The sequence below is a fragment of the Bacillus silvicola genome (assembly GCF_050524305.1).
Taxonomy (GTDB): domain Bacteria; phylum Bacillota; class Bacilli; order Bacillales; family Bacillaceae_G; genus Bacillus_A; species Bacillus_A cereus_AT.
Genome location: NZ_JBNGVC010000012.1, coordinates 1,664,118 through 1,688,163, shown reverse-complemented (window position 1 = coordinate 1,688,163; position 24,046 = coordinate 1,664,118). Strand labels below are relative to the sequence as shown.

Genomic DNA, 24,046 nt, shown 5'->3' with positions numbered 1-24,046 from the left:
GTGTACATGAGAAGACGTTGTGTACATAATATGTTATGTTTATATAAGTAATATTTTATTACGGTGCGGGGTGAAATTAATAAACAGAAAAGAGGGAATGAATTGAGGGATAATTCTTCATTTCATCAGCCAAGAAGAAGTATATTAATTTCAGCGCTTTTAAGTGGTTTAGTAACCTTATATGTTGTACCCACACTTTTCTTGATTTTAAAATATTTTAGTTTAGATGCGATGAAAGATATGTTAAATCAAAAAATTGTTTTAAGCACAATGACAATTTTGATGTGGGTTGTACTACTGTATGTTGCATATTTAAATAAAGGTATAGTTAATAAATTTAAACCGATTATTCGGATTTATATTAGAACTTTTTTAGTAGCTCATGCGGTTACTCTACTTTTTATTTTTATGCAAAATAATATGGACCTATTCAATACAATGAATTGGATTTACAGCTATAATGCACAGTTTATATTTAGCTTAATTTTAATTTATGCGATATATGTCTTGGTGTACAACGTACTTGGAAAAGTTTTTTTGAGTACTATTTTGACAAGCAGTGTATTAATTATTTTGGCTATTGTAAATCACTTTAAAATTATTTTTAGAGGAGAGCCTCTATATCCTTCTGATTTTACACAGATTGGCCATATGCAATCTGTTATACCGATGGTGATGGAATATTTTAGTTGGAGTTATATTTTTGTCGTTATCGTAAGTATTGTAGCTTGTATTATAGCGGGGATATATATTAGAAAATATATTCAAAGTGTAAAGATTCATCCAGGAGTAAGAGCCTTATTAGTAGTAGGATCCGTTTTTGTTTTATATGCGTATGGTAATTTTACGAATACGTTTATGAATAAATGGTTTCAAAAGTCGGGTATAGAGTTCGTTTTGTGGAATCAAAATGAAAATTATGCTTCGAATGGTTTTGTGTTAGGCTTTATAAGTAATTTAGATACGACAGTCATTGAAAAGCCGAAAGATTATTCAAAAGAAAATATGCTTCAAATAGCAAACGACATAAAGAAACAATATGGTAGCAATATAGGGGTACAGAAACAAGAAGAGAAACCAAATATTATTTTTGTAATGAGTGAATCGTTTTGGGATCCAACGAAATTAACGAATCTTTCCTTTAGTGAAGATCCTTTACCGAATTTGCATCATTATATAGAAAGTTTTCCAGGTGGACAAACTATTTCGCCAACATTTGGAGGGAATACTGCGAATGTTGAATTTGAGGCGTTAACGAGTTATTCAATGAGTTTGTTAAAACCAGGATCTATACCATATCAGCAAGTCGTTACAAATAAAATAGAAATTCCATCCATTCCTCGAACATTGAAAAAAGAAGGGTATTACACGAGCGCTATTCATTCGTTCGGTCGCTCATTTTTTAAACGCGATGATGTATATAAAGTGTTAGGTTTTGATAATTTTAATGCACAAGATACGATGGAAAATGTAGAAGTTGATGGAGATTATATTAGCGATTTATCTATAAGTAAAGAGATAATAGCTGAATTAGAGAAACAAAAGAAACCTACGTTTGTTCATGCAGTTACGATGCAAAATCATTTTCCATTTACAGAAGGAAGATTTGGCGAAAATCAAATCGAGATTAGTGGATTAGAAAATGAAGAATCGAGGGCTGAATTAGAGACTTATACAGAAGGTTTAAGACGTTCAGATGAAGCTCTTCAATATTTAATAGAGCAACTAGATAGTCTAGATAGACCTACATTATTGGTGTTTTTTGGAGATCATCTCCCATCACTAGGAACAAATAAATCTCTTTATAAAGAGACTGGCTATATAACAAATGAAAAAACGCCAAGTGAACGATTAGCAATGGCACAAACGCCATTATTAATGTATGCCAATTTTGATATACCAAATGACAATTTAGGTTTAGTAAGTCCAATTTATTTTTCAAACCTTGTCCTTGATTATGCTGGATTAAATAAGGTACCGTTCTATCAATTTTTATCGAAGTTATATGAAGAAGTTCCCGTACTTCGTGACGAATTGATGATAGGAAAAGACGGAGAAGTAATAAAAAATTTAACAGCGAAGCAAAAAGAAATGTTAAAGCAATATGAGTTTATTCAATATGACTTACTCGCCGGAAAGCAATATAGTAAGGATATATTATTTAAATAAGCGAAAAAAAGAACTTGTATACAATACAAGTTCTTTTTTCATAGTATTTAACGGGGTAACCAGACAGTCTGGGTTTAGGGAGTATTACCTGTACATTTAGTATAAATTAAAATAGAATCGATTTATTGATTGATTTGTGAGAAGTGTGTGAATCTTTCGTTTAGTGTATAATTAGATGATTTGTTTCTAGGGAATAAGCTTGACTTTATTACATTTTTACAGAGGTTAGCTTCTCCAAAGGAGATTGCACATATTGATACGAACACTATGCAGTCAATTCCCTTTTTTGAACGAATTATTGAACCGTATACGTATTCTATGACTATTCTTTACTGTTTCTATATTCGTTTTACATATGATGATCAAAGGAATAAAGAAAGAGCAAGGTAGTAATCTATATTCTATGTATAAAAAGACAAAGAAAGAGCCATATGAACAAAGACAGGAAAAGAAGGAAATAGATAAATCATTGTTCATTCCGGTGTCTTCTAAATCGATAGAAAAAGGTAGTTAAGAAAAAGAATTTGCCGTAAGGGCAAATTCTTTTTTTGTAAAGTAACTATGAATTTAAAAATTTAATAAGTTCTTTATTTAACTCATCCGCTTGATCGATAGGAGAGCCGTGCCCGCTATTTGTAAGAGGGTATATTTCAGAGTTTTTAATTCGCTCTTTTGTTAGCTCAGCGCTTTTATAAGGAATAAGTTGATCGTGAACACCGTGGAATATTTTTGTTGGGACGTTAATTTTACTTAAGTCCTTCGTTACGTCTTCGTTTGCAGCAGCTTGCAAAATTTTGATGAGAGCATAGGAAGCGGACTGCATACCGAGATAAGAAAACCATTCTAACGTAGCGGCTCCTAAGTTCCTATTAAAAAATGATAAAGATACATCATTTAGAAATTTAGGCAAATTTACATACATTTGATTAATAAGGGTATCTGCTTGTTCTTTCGGTACGCCGTAAGGGGATTGTTGGTTTTTTACGAAAGAGGGGGAGACGGCATCGATTAATGCAAGTTTAGAAATATGGCGACCGTTATATCGGGACATGTATCGAATAGAAAGAGCACCGCCGACTGAGAAACCAACTAACGTAGCATTTTGTATTTGAAGTGCTTCTAATACAATTGCGATATCGTCAGCTAAACGATCGTATGTGTAACCGGTCCATGGTTTATCAGATTGCCCGTTTCCGCGAATGTCCATGGCGACGCAGCGAAAACCGTGCTGTGGTAAAACATTGAATTGATATTGAAACATTTGGTGATTCAAAGGCCATCCGTGTACGAAGAAAACAGTTTTACTGTCAGGATCTGGGTTCATATCTTGCACAAAAATATGTACATCTTTTTCCACTGTAACGAACATGATATATCCTCCTCATACATTTTAATAGGCTCTCTCCCAAAAGCGCCGTTTTGTCATTGCCTGAATAAATTCATTCGCAAATAGAGTAGGGTTTTGTTCTGTTATAACGCCAGGTTTTCCTTCAATATTTAAAGATTGAATAATAGTAGTTCCATTTTGGAAAGCCCCGATTGGCTTAAAGTGGTTATATGATTCTACTACAAATGAATTTGCTTTATTAAGAAAATGATCATCAATATTTCCACCAATAAGAAGTAGGCCATCGTAAAGAAGTGGAGATCCTGTTAAAAAAGTATCATTTACATCCCACTGTACATTTTGTGTTCCTTGCACTATACCTAATCGTTCAGAAATAATTACTGGCTGCAGACCGACTCGTTTGAATTGCTGAAGCATAGATTGTGCGTTTTGTCCGTCATACCCGTTTGCAACAATGACACCTACCCGTAATGTACTTGGACTAAATGTTGTATTTGCCATACTGAGTGCTGGAGATGATTTTGTGACATTGGATTCTTGAACATTGGGTACTGTTACCCCGACCGCTTCTGCGACTAAAGTAGCCAATTCTGTACTAATATGACCAATCATACTTACGACTTGTTGGCGAACAGATTTACTTTTTACTTTTCCTAATTCAAAGGAGAAGGCTTGTATAATATGGATTTTTTCGACGTGACTCATACTATTCCAAAATAAGCGTGCTTGTGAGAAGTGGTCTTTAAAACTTGCAGCTGTTTCTCTCGTTTTATGCCCAGATACAGTAGAAGGGTATGTAACAAATCCACCCTTTGTTCCAGGGACAGTGTAAGGAGAATTATTAGCTAAGGAGTTATTATGATAAGCGACTTTCCCTTTATCAATTATATATTTAGAAGCACCATCTCTTTGGTTGTTATGAAACGGGCATATCGGACGATTAATCGGTAATTCTTGATAGTTTGTACCGACGCGCGCCAATTGTGTATCTGTATAAGAAAAGAGCCTACCTTGTAAGAGAGGATCATTTGTAAAATCAATACCACGGACAATGCTTCCAGGATGCAGTGCGACTTGTTCTGTTTCAGCAAATACGTTATCAACGTTCCGATTTAACGTCATTTTTCCGATGATTTTAACAGGGAAGTCTTCTTCCGGCCAAATTTTTGTTGCATCTAATATATCGAAATCGTATTTAAATTCATCCTCTTCTTCTAAAATTTGAATGCCAAGTTCATACTCAGGGTAGTTTCCAGCATTAATATTTTCCCATAAATCACGGCGATGATAATCTGGATCAGCACCGCCTAGTTTTTGAGCTTCATCCCAAATTAACGAGTGAACGCCAAGCTTAGGCTTCCAGTGAAATTTTACGAATCGGGACTTTCCGTGCGTATTAACTAAGCGAAATGTATGAACGCCGAATCCTTGCATCATTCGAAAACTTCTCGGAATTGAGCGATCCGACATAATCCACATCATCATCGCAGCTGATTCTTGATTATTGGCGATAAAGTCCCAAAAAGTATCATGTGCTGTTTGCCCCTGGGGAATCTCATTATGTGGCTCGGGTTTAAGAGCATGAATAAGATCCGGAAATTTAATACCATCTTGAATGAAGAAAATTGGAATGTTGTTTCCTACTAAATCGAAATTTCCTTCTTCTGTATAAAACTTAACAGCAAACCCTCGTACATCTCGGTTCGTTTCATTTGCACCTTTTGATCCAGCAACTTCGGAAAAACGAATAAAAATAGGTGTTTTTTTAGATGGGTCTTGTAAAAAATGAGCCATTGTTAAGTCTTCTAAAGATTCATATAGCTCAAAAACACCATGTGCTCCGTAACCGCGGGCGTGCACGACTCTCTCAGGAATTCGTTCGCGGTCAAAATGAGCGAGTTTTTCTCGCATAAGGAAATCTTCTAAAAGTGTAGGACCACGATCGCCGGCGGTTAAAGAGTTTTCATCATTTGAAATTTTGACACCTGTATTTGTTGTCATCTCTTTTCCTTCATTGTCTTTTGTAAAGGATTGTAACTGTTCTATTTTTTTATTTTCACGACCGTCCATATAAAGCACCTCCCATATTATACGTATTATTTTTCATGATTTTTATGCTTACATATGGTCTGAAGAAGTATATTATCTATGGATTGATTTTCCTCATTTGTTCAATTTATCTTTGTTTGTCTATGAAAATCATTTATTATAATAAATGGTATTCTTTTGAAGGGGTGTTGAAGTGGGAGAGAGTTTTCTATCAGCTAAAGAAGAAAAGAAAAACGCTCAGATTTTCTTATGGGTAATGCATGTTATTTTAATTGTATACGAGGTTGCATACGTGATTATATTAGAAAATAAAATGCCTTTAGGAAATTGGTATAAAGTGATATGGAAGCTTGCATATATTATGGCTATATTAGGTATTAGTGTTTATTTATTTGAGAGAGGAAAAGCATATTTAGTTAAATATACATATTTATTTGCATACATGATCGCAGAGATTTTTAATATTGGATGGTATGCTTTTCATAATACAATAGCATTTGATGAAGGGAATGTAATTGAATATATTTTCATTTTCTTCGTACCGATATTTTTGAGTAAAAGATATTTATTTGTCTTAGCACCATTTCTTATAGGGAAATATATGATATACCTATTTGTATTTGGAGAACTTAACTTGTTTATACCTCTTGTTATAAATATGGTGTTACTTTTCGTGTCATTTATTATTTTAAATCGATTTTTAGAATATCTTTCAGCGGTAAAGGGACGTATTGCAGAGGCAAGTCAGTCACAAAAATTGGCGGTTATCGGAAAAATGGCAGCGACAGTCGGACATGAAATTAAAAATCCACTTGCTTCATTAAAAGGGTTTACGCAATTACAAAAAGAGAAACACGAAAAAGATGCAACATATGGACAAATGATTCTTGAAATAGAAAATATGAATAATATGATTAGTGAATTAATGGAGGTTGCTACATGTAAACCTTCTGTTTATGAAAAACACATTGTAAGTGATGTTTTAGTACAAGCGGTAGAAAACATGCGCGGAAAAATGGAAGAGTTAAATATAAATTGCACCTTTAATGAAGAGCAAAATAGAAGTGAAATTGAATGTGATAAACGCAAATTAAAAGGAGTATTTTTGTATGTTATTAAAAATGCTTTAGAGGCAATGGAACATGGTGGAACATTAAAAATACAAGTTGAAAATAAAAAAAGAGATTACGTAATAGTAAGTATAGTAGATAGTGGCTTTGGGATAAAAAAAGATAATTTAGGAAGAGTTAAGAATGCTTTTTATACAACAAAGCAAGATAGAATTGGATTAGGTCTTACGGTAGCAGAGCGAATTATTACGGAGCATCTTGGAGAATTACACATTTCTAGTGAAGTAAAGAAAGGAACGAGAGTAGAAATACTGCTCCCGAAAAAATGTGGGCGCGATGTGACACAAGATTAAGAGGTGTTGTTAAAGGAGTTATCATATGGAAAAAGACAATATATTTGAAAAAGAAGAGATAAAGGCATTAAAAATGTTTTTAAGCTTATTCTTCGTTATATTTTTTGCGTATGATTTTACTGAAAAGGCTAGTGTCCTTTTATCAGATGAAAATCAAAAACTAGCAGATGTTTTTGGAGAAGGCTTAGGTCTATGGCTATATAGTTTGATGATTGGATTATTCTTTATAGGACTTTATTTTATGAAACGGAAAAAGCCTTATATTGTGAAGTATATTATTTTAATTGGCTATAATATATTGGATTTTATTAATAACTTCACTATTTATTACGGAAGTGATATGGAATTTGATGGCGGGAATATAGTAGAAGGATTCTTTATTTTATTTGCACCGATATTTGTGAATAAGAGGTACTTTTGGTTAGTTGCCGGAACTATTGTTGGAAAATATGCACTTATGGGATTCGTTGTTCAATCCTTTATTATTCTTATCCCAATAGCATTATATAGCGTGTTTGTTATTATATGTTGGATTATATTTTTAAGATTCCAATCTTACGTTCGTACACTTGAAATGATGGACAAAGAAATACAAAAGGTAGAAAAATTGGCGATGGTTGGAAAAATGGCAACAGTAATTGGTGATAAGATTAGAAGACCGTTAGAAAAATTGAAAAAACTTGTAAATAAGCAAGCGAAAAAATATCCAGAAGATAAGATTTATAGTGAAATTATGAGACAGGAAGTAGAGCGAATTCATACGATTGCTACAGAACTAAATGGGTTTGAGAAATCTAAATCGGTAGAATCCGAAACTCATAATATTAAAGAAATCATCTCTTATGTTATCAGAGTTATGGAAAAGCCAGCTTTAGAACAAGGGATAAAGATCCATGCTATTTATAGTAAAGATATACCTTCAATTACATGTGATGAAAAACGATTGAAACAAGTATTTTTTAATTTAATAAAAAATGCGATTGAAGCAATGTCAGTTGGCGGAACTATTACTGTAAAAGTTATAGTGGAAGATGTGATAATTGTTCAAATTATAGATGAGGGATGCGGCATTCCAAAAGATAAAATTCCGAAGCTAAATGAAGCTTTTTACACAACGAAAGAAACTGGAACAGGCTTAGGATTAGTAGTTACGGAAAAAATTATTAAAGATCACCACGGTAAATTGAACTTTGAAAGTGAAGTTGGAGTTGGAACGACTGTTGAGATTATGTTGCCGATTTAATGATAGTGTAAGAGATAAATAGAAAACATCACTTAATCAAAAGTGATGTTTTTTTGATTTATCTTGCGCTAAGATCCAATTGGTTGAACCAATAATCAGTAGGGAAGGGATCCCCCTACTGATTAAAGTTTTTTCTATAGAGTACAGTTTAAATAGAGGTAATTAGAAAAATGGAGTATATAGCACTGTCAGTAATCCCAGGGCTAATATAAAGGCATAATGCATCTCCTCTGGAAACTGGATTTCCAGTTGTTGTACTAGTCCAAATAACAGTGGCAGGTCCTGGTAAAGGGGTAGGATCATACACTTGGACTAGCTGTGATCCAACGTCTGAAGGAGTAATAGTAAATGTGATTGTTCCAGTGATTTTGGCCGTAGTGGTAAAAGTAATAGTAGATATAACGTGATTAGAGGTAGGGGCGGAAAGGTTTGTTGGGACATTAGTGCAGATTTGAATTGTATAAACTTCTATAGGCAAATTATTTACATTTATAGATGCAGAAAAACCAGCTATATTTCCAGATCCAGCAACTACATAAGGAATAATATTGGAATCAACTGCTGGAGCACCTGCTATACGTTGAAACTCAGTGTTAGTTCCTTGGAAAAGGATGCTTTTTGCTGAACTGCTTCCAGCGGGTCCGGTGTTCCCGGTAGGTCCGGTGCTCCCGGTAGGTCCAGTGATTCCGGTAGTCCCAGTAATGCCGGTAGGTCCAGTGCTCCCGGTAGTCCCAGTGATGCCAGTAGGTCCAGTGCTCCCGGTAGTCCCAGTGATTCCGGTAGGTCCAGTGCTCCCGGTAGGTCCAGTGATTCCGGTAGATCCAGTGTTTCCAGTAGGTCCAGTAATGCCAGTAGGTCCAGTGATTCCGGTAGATCCAGTGTTTCCAGTAGGTCCAGTAATGCCGGTAGGTCCAGTGCTCCCGGTAGTCCCAATGATTCCGGTAGATCCAGTGTTTCCAGTAGGTCCAGTAATGCCAGTAGGTCCAGTGCTCCCGGTAGTCCCAGTGATTCCGGTAGATCCAGTGTTTCCAGTAGATCCAGTAATGCCAGTAGGTCCAGTGCTCCCGGTAGTCCCAGTGATTCCGGTAGATCCAGTGTTTCCGGTAGGTCCAGTAATGCCAGTAGGTCCAGTGCTCCCGGTAGTCCCAGTGATTCCGGTAGATCCAGTGTTTCCAGTAGGTCCAGTAATGCCAGTAGGTCCAGTGCTCCCGGTAGTCCCAGTGATGCCAGTAGGTCCAGTGCTCCCGGTAGTCCCAGTGATGCCAGTAGGTCCAGTGCTCCCGGTAGTCCCAGTGTTTCCAGTAGGTCCAGTGCTCCCGGTAGTCCCAGTGATGCCAGTAGGTCCAGTAATGCCAGTAGGTCCAGTGCCCCCGGTAGTCCCAGTAATGCCGGTAGGTCCAGTGCTTCCAGTAGGACCAGTAATGCCAGTAGGTCCAGTGCCCCCGGTAGTCCCAGTAATGCCGGTAGGTCCAGTGCTTCCAGTAGGACCAGCTTCTACTAATACGATATAATCTGGAGATACATTCGGAAAACCTTGAGGTGCATCTTTTTTTACAACATAGCCGCTACTCGTGTAAGTCACAACTTGTCCCGTTTTATAGTTAGGAGCGGCTGCTAGACTAAAAGCGGTAGTACTTTGCAAACCGGCCCCAGTAGGTCCGGCATTGCCAGTAGGTCCTGTAGCACCAGTGGGTCCTGTAGCGCCAGTAGGTCCAGTGCTTCCGATAGAACTACTGTTACGTCTACCGTCACAGCTAAAACAATTGCGTTGATACATGTACTTTCTCCTTTCTATATTTTTGAAAATCTATTATAAAAGTAGAACCACTATATATATATTGTAGATTCTATATTTTTGTGTGGTCAATTGTATTGTGTATATAGATTTTAAAAATAGGGGAGGTCTTATTAGTTCGATAACTAAGGTTTTATAACCACCATTTTTCCTGTGGAAGCAAAGTAACGTCCGCATCAAAATTCTCTTTAAACCAATCATACATCAATGTCTCTTTCACTAAATATTCAGAGGCAGAGTGTGACACACCGATGAGTGACATGTTTGTTTCTTTTACGTAATCCATAATGAGCGAGTATTTATGCTTGCCGTAATCATTGTCGATATGACAATGGATTTCTCCTGTAATATATGCTTCAGCACCTTTTTCTTCTGCTTCTTTCATTAAAGATACGACATCGCCGCAGCCAGCGATAATTGCAATTTTCTTGATGGAATCGTGTTGTTTACCTTCGAAGTCTATATAAGGAATATTAAAGAGCTTTTTTAGACGTTTTTGGAGTTTTTCTGTTGTTGTTTCATCTATTTCACAAATGAGACCGACCGGTTCGTTATCTGGACCACCGTAAGCAAATCCGTCAATTACATTGGCTTGTAGTGCTTTTGCGATTGAAATGCTAGTTCCATGCGTTTGATGAAAATCCATTGGAACGTGACATGTATATATAGAAAGTTGTTTTTCCTTTATTGCCTGCAAATATTTTGATGAAATTGGAATAAATCCGTGCCCTGATTTTCCGAGTGGATCACCACACTCCATCACAAGTGGATGGTGCATGAAGAGTAAATCACCTGGCATGGATTGTGAAATGAATTTTTCGAGAACATCATCAGTTGGGAACACAGCTAAAAAGGTTGTGTTTACATTTTCAGCACCTCTTATCATAAGACCGTTAAATAGCTCAACAAAATTTGCTTCGAAAAATTGTTGCCATGGAAACTGGATTTGATCATATGTAGCTGGAATGAAGCGACTAAAGGCACTGTCTTTTCCGTATTTTTTAATTTGGAATAAATGATTAAGTGATTGTTCTATTTCTTTTAAGGCTGGCATGTTTAGTAATCCTCCTTAAGATAATTCTTACTTTGTTAGTTGTTTTTGTTTTTTATGGAAAAATAAGAAGCGGATAGGAAACAAATAAAACCTAGAATCCAGCCAATAGAAGGAGAATAGGGAAGTATATGTTGTAATACCATTCCGATAGAAATAAAAAAGCTACCTAATAGACCTAAGAAAGTGGGATATCGCTGTAGTTTGAACATCAGTGATACAACCTCCGTTATCGTGTATTAACTGCCCGTAAAAGCCTGATTGGCGAGGGCTAATAATCAGAGGGGGATGGATATCCCCCTGATTAAAGTTTCACTTTATCACATATATTGTATAGTAGTCTTAATTTTCTGTATATAAAATTTAAGAAAAATGGTGGTACAATATATAAATGATGCGAGAAGAGAGGATGTAGGTTCACACATGTACGTTACTGTAACAGAGGCAGCATATAAAAAGATTATGGATACGATTCCAAGTGAAACGAAATATATAAAGTTATTTTATGATAATGAAGGTTGCGGTTGTGTCATGAGTGGGATTATTGATTTAGTAGCCGTTTCAGAGAAAGATGAGCGCGATGTAGATATCGAATCAAGCGTACTAAATTTTATTGCAGACCGCACAAAGCTTGTATTTATGGATGATAAGTTAACAGTTGATTGGCATGAAGGTGGAGGGACTTTTCAGCTGAAGAGCCCAAGCCAGTTTTATAATCCAAATATGAAGTTACATGTTCGAGTATAATGAAGAGAGAGGGAGTGTATAATATGCTCCTTTTTCTTATGAATTTTTTCACATAATGAAATGTACATATGATTGAATTTTCTGTATAATCTTCTTTGCGGAGGGGGTTGCGCATGAAAAGATGGGGGATTGAGTTATTAATTTTAAGTGTCGTTATTATTTGGGGGATTAATTTTACAATTGCGAAATATGGACTTTTAGAATTTACAGCAATTGAGTTTACTGCACTTCGGATGATATCGGCAGCACCGCTTATGTTACTCCTTACATTTTTTATTGAAAAGTCGGTTTATATGGAGCGAAAGGATATACCTAGATTAATCATCGTTAGCGTTGTAGGTATTGTACTGTATCAAACATTATTTATGGAAACTGTCAAATATACATCCGCTACAAATGCCTCTTTACTCATTTCTATTTCACCTATCTTTACAACTGTATTTGCGATTTTTTTGAAACAAGAAAAGTTTTCTTCTCGAAAGTTAATCGGTTCAATGATTGCCTTTTTTGGTGTAGCATTAGTTTTAGTAGCAGGGCATTCACTTGCTAGTTCTTTTTATGGAAATGGAATTGGGCTAATTACATCGATATGCTGGGGGCTTTATCCTGTTTTAGCAGGACCATTAATTAAAAAATATTCAGCACTACGTGTTACTGCATGGTCTGCACTAGTTGGTGCGATTCCGCTCTTATTGTTAAGTGGTCCACATGTATTTTTAATGCCATTTCACATTACGCACGGAATGACACTATTTGCTTTACTATATTCTATTTTCTTTGTAACAGTATTTGGTTTAGTGATATGGTATGTTGGTATTCAAAAAATTGGAGCATCACATACGATGGTATATATGTATATTACGCCGCTCGTTGCTGTCTTATTTGCGGCCATATGGGCAAATGAATATGTATCGTTTCAACAAATAATCGGTGGAATTATTATTTTCTTCGGTCTATGGTTTGTGAAATCGGAGAAAGTAAAAGTTCATCCTACTGCGGGGGAACCTATATCAAAATAGGAAAACAGATCACCTATGATCTGCTTTCCTATTTTTTTATTTTTGGTAAGAAGACGAGAAATAAGATAGCAGTAATAAGTGGAATTAAGTTTAAAAATGGAATACGGAAGAGTGTGATAAGAATAATACCTGGAAGAAGAACACCGAGGACAGCGTAGAAAATACTATGATTTTTCGTGTACCAATACAATGAAAGTCCAATAAGTGCAGGGATAATGAGGTGAATGAGAGCCATTAAAAAATAAATCATTAGACGCCCCCTTTATTTATGTGCTTATTACATCATATCCGTATGTTCATAGATTGATATCACTTTTTTCATAAATGGACGAAAAATGTTTGGAAAAACGTCACAAATCATGAGAATATAATGTTTGAAATCTTGTATAATATTATTTCCTGAAAATATTTGAACAACATAAACACATTGTTTATGTTGTTTTTAATTTGGAATGAATTTTAAGTAGTATGAACTCGAAAGAAATGAGTTATACAGCTTTTGTTGGATAGATAAAAACTACTGAAGAGGGGTACAGCATGATTAGTATGTCATTAAGATCGTTTAAAATTCAATCGTATTATCTACTAGGTATTCTGTTATTAGGCTGGATGTTAACACCGTTTTCAGCTCATTTTCTAGGTGCTGGAATTGGACTTATTGTAAGTATGTACTGTGTTTGGCTTTTAGGGAGACGAATTGAAAAGCTTGGAGATAGTATCGTAAAGAAGACAAAAGCGCCGACGCTCGGTATGTTTAATCGTTTTGCAGCTGCCATTTTGGGCGCTGTGATTATGTACGAAATTGAGCACCATATGGTTATGTGGGCATTTGCAGTAGGCATTTTGGGCGGTTATTTCTTAATTGTTGTTAATTTAGGCTATTATAGTATGAAAGATGAGAAAGAATTAACAAAGAGCTAAAAAAAGATAAAAAGATAAAAAAACTCTTTTTTAGATAGAATAGAGGATCCAGGGATGGATAGTACAACAGGAAGCGTAACTTTGCATAAAATGCAGGTTTCTGCTTCCACTAAGTTAACAGTAAATCACTTATTAGTATGACTCTTAGGTTCTTTAAAAAAGTTAGATACAATACAACAAACTATTCCGGTAATTAGAATAATGTATTTTATCGTTTCACTTGTATGCTCAAATAAATTAACATTAAGCATCACAAGTCCCCAAAACATTTGGATCGCTCCATAACTTAATAAAGTTTTTCCTGTACGAAAAAAATTTTTATAGTCCTCCTCCTTTCCTGTATATGTAAAATTTATCATAAAAATTAAAAATGAATGATTATAAAATGAATTTTCTGTAATTTCATGAGTTATTGGTATGGAATTTTATGAGCTAAGTCACAGATGAAGAGATTAAAGTTTCACTTTATATAAGATATAGAAAGAAGCTTACGTTTTTCACGTAAGCTTCTTTTTTATGTAAGTGTGTGTAACCGTTAAGCCGCATTGGGTTTTGTCGGTGAGTACGCGGAACTTTACGGTTACACGACACTTATTCATATGAGTAAAAGGGTTATTCCAACAGAAAGTTTATACTTAAGCGATTGGGCCGCCTAAGTTAATAATATCTTCAGAAACGCTATCAAACTTTTTGAAGTTTGCTTTGAATTCGTTTGCAAGTTCAATTGCTTTCACTTTGTAAGCATCTTTATCAGCCCAAGTTTGTTCAGGCATTAATACTTCGTCAGGTACACCTGGTACGTGAAGTGGAACTTCAAGACCGAAGATATCGTGTTTCGCAGTTTCAGCTTTTGCAAGTTCTCCGCTTAATGCTGCTTGAATCATTGCGCGAGTATAACCTAAGTTCATACGTTTACCAACGCCGTATTCGCCACCAGTCCAGCCAGTGTTTACTAAGAATACTTTCGCATCATGTTTCTCGATTTTTTCACCAAGCATTTCAGCATAGCGAGATGCATCAAGTGGTAAGAACGGTGAACCGAAGCAAGTTGAGAATGTAGCTTGCGGAGATGTAACGCCGCGCTCTGTTCCTGCTAGTTTACTAGTGTAACCGCTTAAGAAATGGTACATAGCTTGCTCTTTTGATAACTTACTGATTGGAGGCAATACGCCAGATGCATCAGCAGTTAAGAAAATAATTGTATTTGGATGTCCTGCAACACTTGGCAGTACGATATTGTCAATCGCATGCATAGGGTATGCAGCACGTGTATTTTCTGTTAAAGTAGTATCGTTATAGTCAGCGATGCGTGTTTGACCATCAATGACAACGTTTTCTAAAACTGAACCGAATTTGATTGCATCGAAGATTTGTGGCTCTTTCTCATGAGAAAGGTTTACACATTTCGCGTAGCAACCGCCTTCAATATTGAATACGCCGTTATCAGACCAACCGTGCTCATCATCACCGATTAATTTACGGTTTGGATCAGCGGATAATGTTGTTTTACCTGTTCCAGATAAACCGAAGAATAGTGCTACGTCGCCTTCTTCACCTACGTTTGCAGAGCAATGCATAGAAAGAATGTCTTGTTCAGGTAGTAAGAAGTTCATAATAGAGAAGATTGATTTTTTCATTTCTCCAGCATATTCTGTACCACCGATTAGCACGATACGTTGTTCAAATGAAACCATAATGAACGCTTCAGAATTTGTACCGTCAACTGCTGGATCTGCTTTAAAGTTTGGTGCAGAAACAATTGTGAACTCTGATTCATGAGTTGCTAATTCTTCTTCAGTTGGACGAATAAATAATTGATGTACGAACAAATTATGCCATGCGTATTCGTTAACAACTTGAATTGGTAGGCGATAGCTGCGGTCAGCGCCAGCAAATCCTTTGAAGACGAATAACTCTTCTTTTTCTTTTAAGTATTCTAAAACTTTCGTATATAATTTATTAAAATGTTCTTCAGAAATCGGTTGGTTCACAGCTCCCCAAGCAATTTTGTCAGCAACCGATGCTTCCTTCACAATAAATTTATCTTTAGGAGAACGTCCTGTGTATTTTCCTGTTGAAGCAGAAACGGCACCAGTAGAAGTTAATTTCCCTTCATTTCGCATTAATACTTTTTCCACTAATTGCGGAACACTTAGTTGAATCTGTGCATTGCTTCCGTTCAATAATTCATGTAAACCAATTTGGACATTCACAGTACTCATATTTATATACCATCCTTTTCATTTAATGAAATATTTCTCGTAATCCCCATCAAGAGTATAACACAATTATATAAATAATGTATACTATTTATTTATTTTTGTTTGTGTGAATGGATTAGTTCCTTATTAATATTTCATCCTAATACGTATTGAGAAAAACTTTCAGGAAAATGTGAATATTAATTGACAAATGAATATCATTTCTTTAGTATAGGTTGGGACGGATACTCTCTTATCCCGAGCTGGCGGAGGGACAGGCCCGATGAAGCCCAGCAACCTCACTTGTAGTGGTAAATACAGGTGAATAGGTGCTAAAACCTGTGCGAGGCTAATGGTCTCGAACGATAAGAGCAAAGGGCAAAAAGCAGTATGCAAGTAGCAAATTAAACCTTTCCTCTATGTAAAGTAGGAAAGGTTTTTCTGTATGCTTGTGTGGGAGAATAAATGTATGTCGCAGTTTGTGGCAAATTAAGGATGAGTTCCGTACAATATATACAATTACTGTAGGGAGGTTTACCACATGACAAAAAAACGTCATCTGTTCACATCTGAGTCTGTAACTGAAGGACATCCAGATAAAATTTGTGACCAAATTTCTGATTCAATTTTAGATGCGATCTTATCAAAGGACGCAAATGCACGTGTAGCTTGTGAAACAACTGTAACAACTGGTTTAGTATTGGTAGCGGGGGAAATTACGACTTCTACTTATGTAGATATTCCGAAAATCGTTCGTGAAACAATTCAAGGCATTGGTTACACACGCGCAAAATATGGATTCGATGCAGAAACTTGTGCAGTTTTAACATCTATCGATGAGCAATCTGCTGACATCGCTATGGGTGTTGACCAAGCACTAGAAGCACGCGAAGGTCAAATGACTGACGCTGAGATTGAGGCAATTGGTGCAGGAGACCAAGGTTTAATGTTTGGCTTCGCATGTAATGAAACACAAGAATTAATGCCACTTCCAATCTCGCTTGCTCACAAATTAGCTCGTCGTTTAACTGAAGTACGTAAAGATGACACTTTATCATACTTACGTCCGGATGGAAAAACGCAAGTTACAGTTGAGTATGATGAAAATGGTAAACCTGTACGTGTAGATACAATTGTAATTTCTACACAGCATCATCCAGATGTTACATGGGAAGAAATCGATCGCGATTTAAAAGAGCATGTAATTAAAGCTGTAGTTCCAGCAGAATTAATGGATGGAGAAACGAAATTCTTCATTAACCCAACTGGCCGCTTCGTAATTGGTGGACCACAAGGTGATGCTGGTTTAACAGGACGTAAAATCATCGTTGATACTTACGGTGGATACGCTCGCCACGGTGGCGGTGCATTCTCTGGTAAAGATGCAACGAAAGTTGACCGTTCAGCAGCATATGCAGCTCGTTATGTTGCGAAAAACATCGTAGCAGCTGGTCTTGCTGACAAAGCAGAAGTACAACTTGCATACGCAATCGGCGTAGCGCAACCAGTATCAATTTCAGTTGATACATTTGGCACTGGTAAAGTATCTGAAGACGTACTAGTAGAACTAGTTCGTAACAACTTCGATCTTCGCCCAGCTGGTATTATTAAAATGCTAGACTTACGTCGCCCAATTTACAAACAAACAGCAGCTTACGGCCACTTCGGACGTACTGATGTAGATCTTTCATGGGAACGTACAGACAAAGCAGCTACTTTAAAAGAGCAAGCTGGTCTATAATATATGAAAAAAAGCTTTGCGCTGTGTGCGCAAAGCTTTTTTTATTTGGTTTTATTTATGATTTGGATGCATGAGTTGCAATACACTTCTCCGTCTAGCTCAATATACTTTTTCATACGTTTGTATTTCCTTTTTACATGATTTACAAATTGTCGGTTTCTTACGGAACATATGCAATCATTGCTTTATCTGACGTGCTTTTCCTGCGCAAAATGCACTGCATAGTAAAAAGAGTGTTGCGAATATAATGCTTATTAATGTAGCATATGGAATCGCGCCTTTTAGCGAAAAACCGACAGTAATGGAAGCGACGAATAAGAGGATGAATGTTGTTGTTAATTTTTTGTATAGTTCCATAGTGTGTGAACCTCCAAATTATTTTATAATGTAAGTTTTAAAATAAAATCTACTATGTAGAAAATATAAGGGGAGTTAAAGAGTAGCTAATGATGTGAAGTCTAGGAGTATAAATAATTTTCATTTTCCTTTTTGTGGGTGTATATACTTATATTGTATCATGATGCATCGTTGGCTTCATACATAATTGTGTAAAGATATGTATGATAAAATGAAGAAAAGTCTTTAAGAAAGGAAAGATAAAAAATGAGCGTAACTGAACATAAAAAACAAGCTCCAAAAGAAGTGCGTTGCAAGATCGTGACGATTTCCGATACACGTACGGAAGAGACGGATAAGAGTGGTCAATTGTTACATGCATTATTAATAGAAGCAGGACATAAAGTGACCTCTTATGAAATTGTGAAAGATGATAAAGAAAGTATTCAGCAAGCGGTGTTAGCTGGTTATCACAGGGAAGATGTTGATGTCGTGTTAACAAATGGCGGTACTGGTATTACGAAACGTGATGTAACGATTGAAGCAGTGTCAGTTCTATTAGATAAAGAAATCGTCGGGTTTGGTGAGTTGTTCCGTATGATAAGTTACTTAGAAGATATCGGAAGTAGCGCAATGTTAAGTAGAGCAATTGGCGGTACAATTGGGCGTAAAGTAGTCTTTTCGATGCCGGGATCTAGCGGAGCAGTTCGCCTTGCGATGAATAAATTAATTTTACCGGAATTAGGCCATATTACATTTGAGCTGCATCGCCAATGAGTAAGCACACTGGAATTGTATTAGCGGGCGGTATGTCGAGTAGATTTGGTGAGCCGAAAGCGTTAGCGATTTGGAAGGGGACTACTTTCGTTGAGCATATTGTGAAAGTGATGACAACTGCGTTGCAAGAAGTTGTAGTCATTAGTCACTCCGATATAAAAGAGCGAGTAGAGCAATTCGTACAAGTTCCTGTTATAGAAGATATTCCGCATTATAAAGGAAATGGACCACTTGCTGGAATTGTATCAGGAATGGAATATATAGAAGCAGATTGGTACGCTATTATGCCTTGCGATGCGCCAAATGTTTCGCAAGAATGGTTTACCATTTTACTAGAGCAAACGAGTAATGAATATGATGCGATTGTACCTATTATTAATGGAAGAAAACAACCGTTACTTGCAGCGTACCATAATCGCGTGAAAGAAAAGATTTACGCTTTACTTCAGGAAGAAAAAAGAAGTATGGGCCAGCTTTTATCACAATGTAATGTGAAATATGTTGCCGGTGAAGATGTACAAGCGAACGCAGATTGGTTTATAAATGTGAATACGAAAGAAGAATATGTGCAGGCTCAAAAAGACCTTTCAAATGAATGAAAGGTTTTTTGATATACAGAAATTGGGGAACAATTACTGTATAAAGATATGTGAGTAAATTGATTTTAAGGGGAATTTCTTAAAATCACCATACAGTAAAAAATACTGTATAACCATATATTAATTTTTATGGTTTTTTGTTACAAGTCTGTTTAGTTATGTTTATTTTTGTTATAATAAATATAGAAATAATGCAATATTTAACCTTATGTATCATTTATTAAACTAAAATTTATGACCATGTAATAAACTCCCTTCGTTCTTTGAAGGGAGTTTTTCTGTTTAAGCGAGTAATTCTGATGCAGTGTGCTGAAGGACTTCTTCATATTGGTCAAGTAAGCCACGAAAGATCTCATCCCAGCTTTTTGATTTAGCATAAGACGAAGCTGCTATGCCCATTTGCATAAGTTGATCTTCATTTTGCAATAAAGAATTAATGGAGGATAGAAAGGAATCTGTATCTTTTGGTGGACAAAGAATTCCCGTTTTTCCATCTGTAATAATATTTTTAACCCCGCCACTATTTGCTCCGATGACAGGTGTACCGCATGCAAATGATTCAAGTACGACATTTCCGAACGTTTCAGTAGCTGATGGAAATACCATCACATGAGAACAAGCATATGCTTCAGCTAAATCCGTGCCCTGTAAATATCCAGTAAAAGTGACATTTGTTTTCGGAACAGCTTCACGCAAATTTGTTGCTAGAGGCCCGTCTCCTGCGATGAGCCAATGAATGTCGTCTAGAGAATGCGCTGATTTAACGATAAGATTTTGCAGCGTATCAATATCTTTTTCAGGAGCAATCCTTCCAATATAGGAAAGGACATACTTAGATGTAATATTATATTTTTTTCGGAATAGGTCTTTATTGTAAGTGGGATGAAAGAGGGTGCAATCTACACCACGTCCCCAAATATAGAGCTGTTGAAATCCTTTTTTCTTTAATTGATGTAATGTTTCAGGAGAAGGAACAAAGTTTTTTTGCATATGACTATGAAACCACTTTAAATAGTTCCATAGCATATTGGAGAGAAATTCGATTTTGTAATAGCGTAAATAGGCATCAAAATCAGTATGATAAGAACCGACAACCGGGATATTTAACTTTTTTGCATAATATAACCCACAAAGTCCCATATTGAAAGGCGTAGCAATATGAATGATATCGGGTTTAAAGGTAAGAAGTTCCCGCTTAATGCGCGGAGTAGGAAAGGCAAAGCGACATTCTGGATATAATATTGTTAACGGGATACTTCTCATTTTATTTACATTCGCTACGAAATTATCTTCTGCCGTATGCTGAGGGGCGAAAACAGAATAGGCGATATTTTCTTTTTGGAGATATTTGGTTAAACGTTCCAAAGTTTTCGCCACTCCGTTGACTTGTGGTGTAAATGTATCGGTAAATATGGCGACTCTCATCATATCGCTCCTTTACATGAGTGGAATGAGTTGATAAAAAGAGATGATGCCAGAGCAAGTGCCGAGGCACATGCCTACAAATACATCTGACGGATAATGAAGCCCTAAATAAATACGGGAAATACCGACGCATAGCGCTAGCGGTAATAGAAAAGCAAGTAAGCTTGGATTATAGCAAATAAATGGAATGAGGACAGAGAAAACAGCCGTTGTATGTCCGGATGGAAAAGAATGATCTTTTAATGGATGAATTGGATATTTCGCATCTTGAATTGTCAAATATGGACGTTTTCGTGGATACCATCTTTTTAATATTTGCACGGGAATATGGCTAATCGTTAAAGAAATAGCAGTTGCAATTGCAGCTTGATGCAAATTCCCTGTTGCGAAAATTAAAAAGAAAAGTGTGAGTGCGATTGAGAAAGTAGCACCACCGATATGGGTAATATTGCTGAAAAAGATGTTTAATGTTTTTTGATCAAAGTAGCGATTAATTCCTTTGAAAATGTAACATTCTATTTTATATAGTCCACTGACCTTCATGAGATTTTTCCTCCCTCATTTACATATATATGGAGTTATTAACTTCTATTTTAATAAGATTTTATTGAGGGAATAATAATGTTTTGTAAAGAAAAAGTTAGATTTTTTCATAAAAAAAGCTGCCAATCTTATGGCAGCGATAAAATCATTTTTGTAACGATTTATAATATTGTCCTTTTTCAACGTATTGTGTGCGGATACGTTCCATATCTTTACGGTCTGCTTCTGTTAATTCGCGAATGACCTTAGCAGGACGACCGAAAGCTAACGTATTAGGAGGGATTTTCTTTCCTTGTGAAACGAGACTTCCAGCACCGATGAAAGCTCCTTCACCAATTTCAGCACCATCTAATATGATAGATCCCATTCCAATTAAAGCATCTTTTTCGATTTTGCAGCTATGTAAAATAACTTGGTGCCCAACGGTAACGTCATCTTCTAAAATAAGAGGATACTGCGGGCTTTGGTGGAGTGTACACTGATCTTGTACATTTACTCTGTCACCAATTATTGTCGGTGATACATCACCACGGATGACTGTATTAAACCAAATACTTGATTCCTCACCAATTGAAACATCGCCTGTAATAGTAACATAGTCAGCGATAAAAGCACTACTCGCAATTTTGGGATTTTTTTCTTTATAAGGATATATCATGTAAGGCCTTCCTTTCCTAGAGACTAGTTTTAGTGTATCAAATTATGAAAAAGAGTGAAATGGAGGAGTTTCGTATGTGGAACTATGAAGCGGAAGAAGCGAAAGCCGTCATTATTATCGTGCATGGTGCTATGGAATATCATGGGCGTTATGAAGCGGTTGCAGAAATGTGGAATCATATCGGTTATCACGTCGTTATGGGCGATCTTCCAGCACACGGAACAACTTCAAGAAATAGAGGACATATCGACTCATTTGATGAATACATAAAGGAAATAAAGTTATGGGTGAAAGAAGCAAGAAAATATAGATTGCCTATTTTTTTATTTGGTCATAGTATGGGAGGACTTGTCGTTATTCGTATGATGCAAGAAACGAAAAGAGAGGACATAGATGGGATTGTACTAAGCTCGCCTTGTTTAGGAGTATTAGCTGCACCCTCCGCTCCGCTTCGTGCTGCTTCAAAAATATTAAATATCGTTGCCCCGAAGTTACAATTTGCAACAAATCTCACCGTAGAAATGTCAACTCGCAATCATGAAGTGAGGGATGCGATGGAGAATGATTCATTGTTCTTGCGTAAAGTATCAGTGCGTTGGTATAGTGAATTAATTAAGTCTATCGAGATTGCTCATGAGAAAATAGATGATTTTCCAGATGTTCCGCTCTTGCTAATGCAGGCATGTGAGGATAAACTTGTAGATAAAACACGTGTCCGCACATGGTTTGATAATGTTAAAATGAGTGATAAGGCATATAAGGAATGGCCTAATTGTTATCATGAGTTATTAAATGAGTATGAGCGTGATGAAATTTTGAATTATATTCAGTCATTTACTGAAATACGTGTCAATAATATAGTAGAAACAAACAAATAAATTATTATTTGTACATTTAATAGAGGAGATGAAGGAAGAAGTGAACGTACCGAGTAATCCCATAACGCTCATGGCCAAAGTATACCGTGATGTGTTTCCGGTTGTACACCATGAGCTAGCGATGTGGAAAGAGCGTGCCTACCATATTCCGAATGACGAGCTTCATAGTCAAGCGATCGCAAGTATTGAAAATAAAACGTTTCATTGCGAAGGCGGTGGTATTTTAGCGCTGCTAGCAAATGAACATCGTGAGGAATGTATTCGTTTTATTGTAGCGTATCAAACGATTAGCGACTACTTAGATAATTTATGTGATCGTAGTACATCACTTGACCCGAAAGACTTTGCGGCTCTTCATGAGTCGATGGTAATGGCATTAAGTCCTGAAGTTGAAGGAGGCGGTAACTATTATCGTTATCGTGATGATCAAGATGATGGTGGTTATTTAGATGAGCTCGTTGAAACATGTCAGGATGTTTTAAAGAAAACGAAGCATTATGACAAAATTGCTCCAATTCTTCATGAGCTTGCTTGTTATTATTGTGATTTGCAAATTCATAAACACGTGAAGTTAGAAGAAAGAGAACCACGCTTAAAAACATGGTTTGAAGCGCATAAAGAAAACTTACCTGAAATGAGCTGGTTTGAGTTTTCAGCATGTGCAGGTTCTACGCTTGGAATTTTCTGTCTTGTAGCATATGCATTTCATGATGAGTTACATGAAGAAGATATTGTGAAAATTAGACAAGGATACTTTCCTTACGTACAAGGACTTCACATTTTACTTGATTATTTCATTGATCAAGAAGAAGACCGTATCGGCGGAGATTTGAATTTCTGTAGTTATTATGAAAACGAGCAAGCTATATTAGATCGTATGAAACATTTTGTTGAAGAAGCAGAGAAGAGCATTGGTGATTTGCCTCATGCGAAGTTTCATCGTCTCATAAGCCGAGGCCTACTTGGTATTTATTTATCAGATCAAAAAGTATCAGCACAAAAGAATATGAACAAAATGGCACGGCGCATTGTAAAATACGGAGGGCTCACTTCACGATTCTTCTACTGGAACGGGAAGATGTACCGAAAGAAAATGGCGCAGTGATGAAGAAAACCACTCATA

At 36.3% G+C, this 24,046-nt stretch carries 22 protein-coding genes, 1 pseudogene and 1 riboswitch; of the genes and pseudogenes, 12 read left to right on the top strand and 11 right to left on the bottom strand.

The window, feature by feature from the left end; translation table 11 throughout:
- Window positions 1-102: 102 nt before the first annotated feature.
- Together ACP6L7_RS20765 and ACP6L7_RS20760 are read left to right on the top strand one after the other, a co-directional pair.
- The gene (locus tag ACP6L7_RS20765; RefSeq protein WP_097829586.1) at window positions 103-2,169 is read left to right on the top strand and encodes an LTA synthase family protein; all 2,067 of its coding nucleotides are present in this window, start codon (window positions 103-105) and stop codon (window positions 2,167-2,169) included.
- 322 nt (window positions 2,170-2,491) lie between these two features.
- A pseudogene (locus tag ACP6L7_RS20760) lies at window positions 2,492-2,683 on the top strand (ABC transporter permease subunit); the annotation flags it as partial.
- 45 nt (window positions 2,684-2,728) lie between these two features.
- Here ACP6L7_RS20760 and ACP6L7_RS20755 read toward each other — a convergent pair.
- Both ACP6L7_RS20755 and ACP6L7_RS20750 read right to left on the bottom strand, forming a co-directional pair.
- The gene (locus ACP6L7_RS20755; protein WP_097829588.1) at window positions 2,729-3,538 is read right to left on the bottom strand and encodes an alpha/beta fold hydrolase; all 810 of its coding nucleotides are present in this window, start codon (window positions 3,536-3,538) and stop codon (window positions 2,729-2,731) included.
- A gap of 21 nt (window positions 3,539-3,559) precedes the next feature.
- Window positions 3,560-5,587, bottom strand: coding sequence for a catalase (locus tag ACP6L7_RS20750; protein ID WP_098361862.1), 2,028 nt, complete (start codon window positions 5,585-5,587; stop codon window positions 3,560-3,562).
- 172 nt (window positions 5,588-5,759) lie between these two features.
- Between ACP6L7_RS20750 and ACP6L7_RS20745 the strand changes: the two genes are divergently transcribed.
- Entirely contained in the window at window positions 5,760-6,989 is a 1,230-nt protein-coding gene (locus ACP6L7_RS20745) for an ATP-binding protein (RefSeq protein WP_097829590.1), read from the top strand.
- 25 nt (window positions 6,990-7,014) lie between these two features.
- A complete protein-coding gene (locus ACP6L7_RS20740; protein ID WP_097829591.1) occupies window positions 7,015-8,232 on the top strand; it encodes an ATP-binding protein in 1,218 nt (405 codons plus the stop codon).
- A gap of 148 nt (window positions 8,233-8,380) precedes the next feature.
- On the opposite strand, the gene ACP6L7_RS20735 is transcribed toward ACP6L7_RS20740, so the two are convergent.
- Complete coding sequence (locus ACP6L7_RS20735) at window positions 8,381-10,009, bottom strand: collagen-like protein (RefSeq protein ID WP_430529366.1); 1,629 nt, start codon at window positions 10,007-10,009, stop codon at window positions 8,381-8,383.
- Window positions 10,010-10,160: 151 nt separating this feature from the next.
- On the bottom strand, window positions 10,161-11,081 hold the full coding sequence (locus tag ACP6L7_RS20730; protein ID WP_097829592.1) for a Nif3-like dinuclear metal center hexameric protein: 921 nt from the start codon (window positions 11,079-11,081) through the stop codon (window positions 10,161-10,163).
- 420 nt (window positions 11,082-11,501) lie between these two features.
- Here ACP6L7_RS20730 and ACP6L7_RS20725 point away from each other — a divergent pair, with 420 nt between their 5' ends.
- Both ACP6L7_RS20725 and ACP6L7_RS20720 read left to right on the top strand, forming a co-directional pair.
- Entirely contained in the window at window positions 11,502-11,825 is a 324-nt protein-coding gene (locus ACP6L7_RS20725; protein WP_000289574.1) for an iron-sulfur cluster biosynthesis family protein, read from the top strand.
- Between the two features lie 113 nt (window positions 11,826-11,938).
- The gene (locus ACP6L7_RS20720) at window positions 11,939-12,844 is read left to right on the top strand and encodes a DMT family transporter (RefSeq protein WP_097829594.1); all 906 of its coding nucleotides are present in this window, start codon (window positions 11,939-11,941) and stop codon (window positions 12,842-12,844) included.
- A 28-nt stretch (window positions 12,845-12,872) separates the two neighbouring features.
- Here the strand turns inward: ACP6L7_RS20720 and ACP6L7_RS20715 are convergent, their stop codons facing one another.
- Window positions 12,873-13,094: a hypothetical protein gene (locus tag ACP6L7_RS20715; RefSeq protein WP_000639043.1), complete on the bottom strand. Its 222-nt coding sequence runs from the start codon at window positions 13,092-13,094 to the stop codon at window positions 12,873-12,875.
- Window positions 13,095-13,381: 287 nt separating this feature from the next.
- On the opposite strand from ACP6L7_RS20715, the gene ACP6L7_RS20710 reads away from it, so the two are divergent.
- On the top strand, window positions 13,382-13,765 hold the full coding sequence (locus ACP6L7_RS20710; RefSeq protein ID WP_097829595.1) for an ATP synthase subunit I: 384 nt from the start codon (window positions 13,382-13,384) through the stop codon (window positions 13,763-13,765).
- Between the two features lie 125 nt (window positions 13,766-13,890).
- Here the strand turns inward: ACP6L7_RS20710 and ACP6L7_RS20705 are convergent, their stop codons facing one another.
- Together ACP6L7_RS20705 and pckA are read right to left on the bottom strand one after the other, a co-directional pair.
- Complete coding sequence (locus tag ACP6L7_RS20705) at window positions 13,891-14,124, bottom strand: hypothetical protein (RefSeq protein WP_097829596.1); 234 nt, start codon at window positions 14,122-14,124, stop codon at window positions 13,891-13,893.
- A 276-nt stretch (window positions 14,125-14,400) separates the two neighbouring features.
- On the bottom strand, window positions 14,401-15,987 hold the full coding sequence (gene pckA / locus ACP6L7_RS20700; protein WP_097829597.1) for a phosphoenolpyruvate carboxykinase (ATP): 1,587 nt from the start codon (window positions 15,985-15,987) through the stop codon (window positions 14,401-14,403).
- 229 nt (window positions 15,988-16,216) lie between these two features.
- Window positions 16,217-16,338, top strand: a riboswitch (SAM riboswitch).
- Between the two features lie 169 nt (window positions 16,339-16,507).
- On the opposite strand from pckA, the gene metK reads away from it, so the two are divergent.
- On the top strand, window positions 16,508-17,707 hold the full coding sequence (gene metK, locus ACP6L7_RS20695) for a methionine adenosyltransferase (protein ID WP_097829598.1): 1,200 nt from the start codon (window positions 16,508-16,510) through the stop codon (window positions 17,705-17,707).
- 177 nt (window positions 17,708-17,884) lie between these two features.
- Here metK and ACP6L7_RS20690 read toward each other — a convergent pair whose 3' ends face one another.
- Entirely contained in the window at window positions 17,885-18,064 is a 180-nt protein-coding gene (locus ACP6L7_RS20690; protein ID WP_097829599.1) for a hypothetical protein, read from the bottom strand.
- Between the two features lie 246 nt (window positions 18,065-18,310).
- Between ACP6L7_RS20690 and ACP6L7_RS20685 the strand changes: the two genes are divergently transcribed.
- Together ACP6L7_RS20685 and ACP6L7_RS20680 are read left to right on the top strand one after the other, a co-directional pair.
- Window positions 18,311-18,820 (top strand): MogA/MoaB family molybdenum cofactor biosynthesis protein, encoded by a 510-nt coding sequence (locus tag ACP6L7_RS20685; protein WP_002015669.1) that lies wholly within the window; start codon window positions 18,311-18,313, stop codon window positions 18,818-18,820.
- Window positions 18,817-19,419 (top strand): molybdenum cofactor guanylyltransferase, encoded by a 603-nt coding sequence (locus ACP6L7_RS20680; protein ID WP_097829600.1) that lies wholly within the window; start codon window positions 18,817-18,819, stop codon window positions 19,417-19,419. The genes ACP6L7_RS20685 and ACP6L7_RS20680 overlap by 4 nt, the downstream gene beginning before the upstream one ends.
- Window positions 19,420-19,701: 282 nt before the next feature.
- Here ACP6L7_RS20680 and ACP6L7_RS20675 read toward each other — a convergent pair whose 3' ends face one another.
- The 3 genes from ACP6L7_RS20675 to ACP6L7_RS20665 form a co-directional block, all read right to left on the bottom strand.
- Complete coding sequence (locus tag ACP6L7_RS20675) at window positions 19,702-20,844, bottom strand: glycosyltransferase family 4 protein (RefSeq protein ID WP_097829601.1); 1,143 nt, start codon at window positions 20,842-20,844, stop codon at window positions 19,702-19,704.
- Between the two features lie 12 nt (window positions 20,845-20,856).
- The gene (locus ACP6L7_RS20670) at window positions 20,857-21,387 is read right to left on the bottom strand and encodes a phosphatase PAP2 family protein (protein WP_097829602.1); all 531 of its coding nucleotides are present in this window, start codon (window positions 21,385-21,387) and stop codon (window positions 20,857-20,859) included.
- A 145-nt stretch (window positions 21,388-21,532) separates the two neighbouring features.
- On the bottom strand, window positions 21,533-22,045 hold the full coding sequence (locus ACP6L7_RS20665) for a gamma carbonic anhydrase (protein ID WP_097829603.1): 513 nt from the start codon (window positions 22,043-22,045) through the stop codon (window positions 21,533-21,535).
- 74 nt (window positions 22,046-22,119) lie between these two features.
- On the opposite strand from ACP6L7_RS20665, the gene ACP6L7_RS20660 reads away from it, so the two are divergent.
- Window positions 22,120-22,923 (top strand): alpha/beta hydrolase, encoded by an 804-nt coding sequence (locus tag ACP6L7_RS20660; protein WP_097829604.1) that lies wholly within the window; start codon window positions 22,120-22,122, stop codon window positions 22,921-22,923.
- Between the two features lie 40 nt (window positions 22,924-22,963).
- Complete coding sequence (locus tag ACP6L7_RS20655; protein ID WP_141533501.1) at window positions 22,964-24,028, top strand: tetraprenyl-beta-curcumene synthase family protein; 1,065 nt, start codon at window positions 22,964-22,966, stop codon at window positions 24,026-24,028.
- Window positions 24,029-24,046 lie beyond the last annotated feature (18 nt).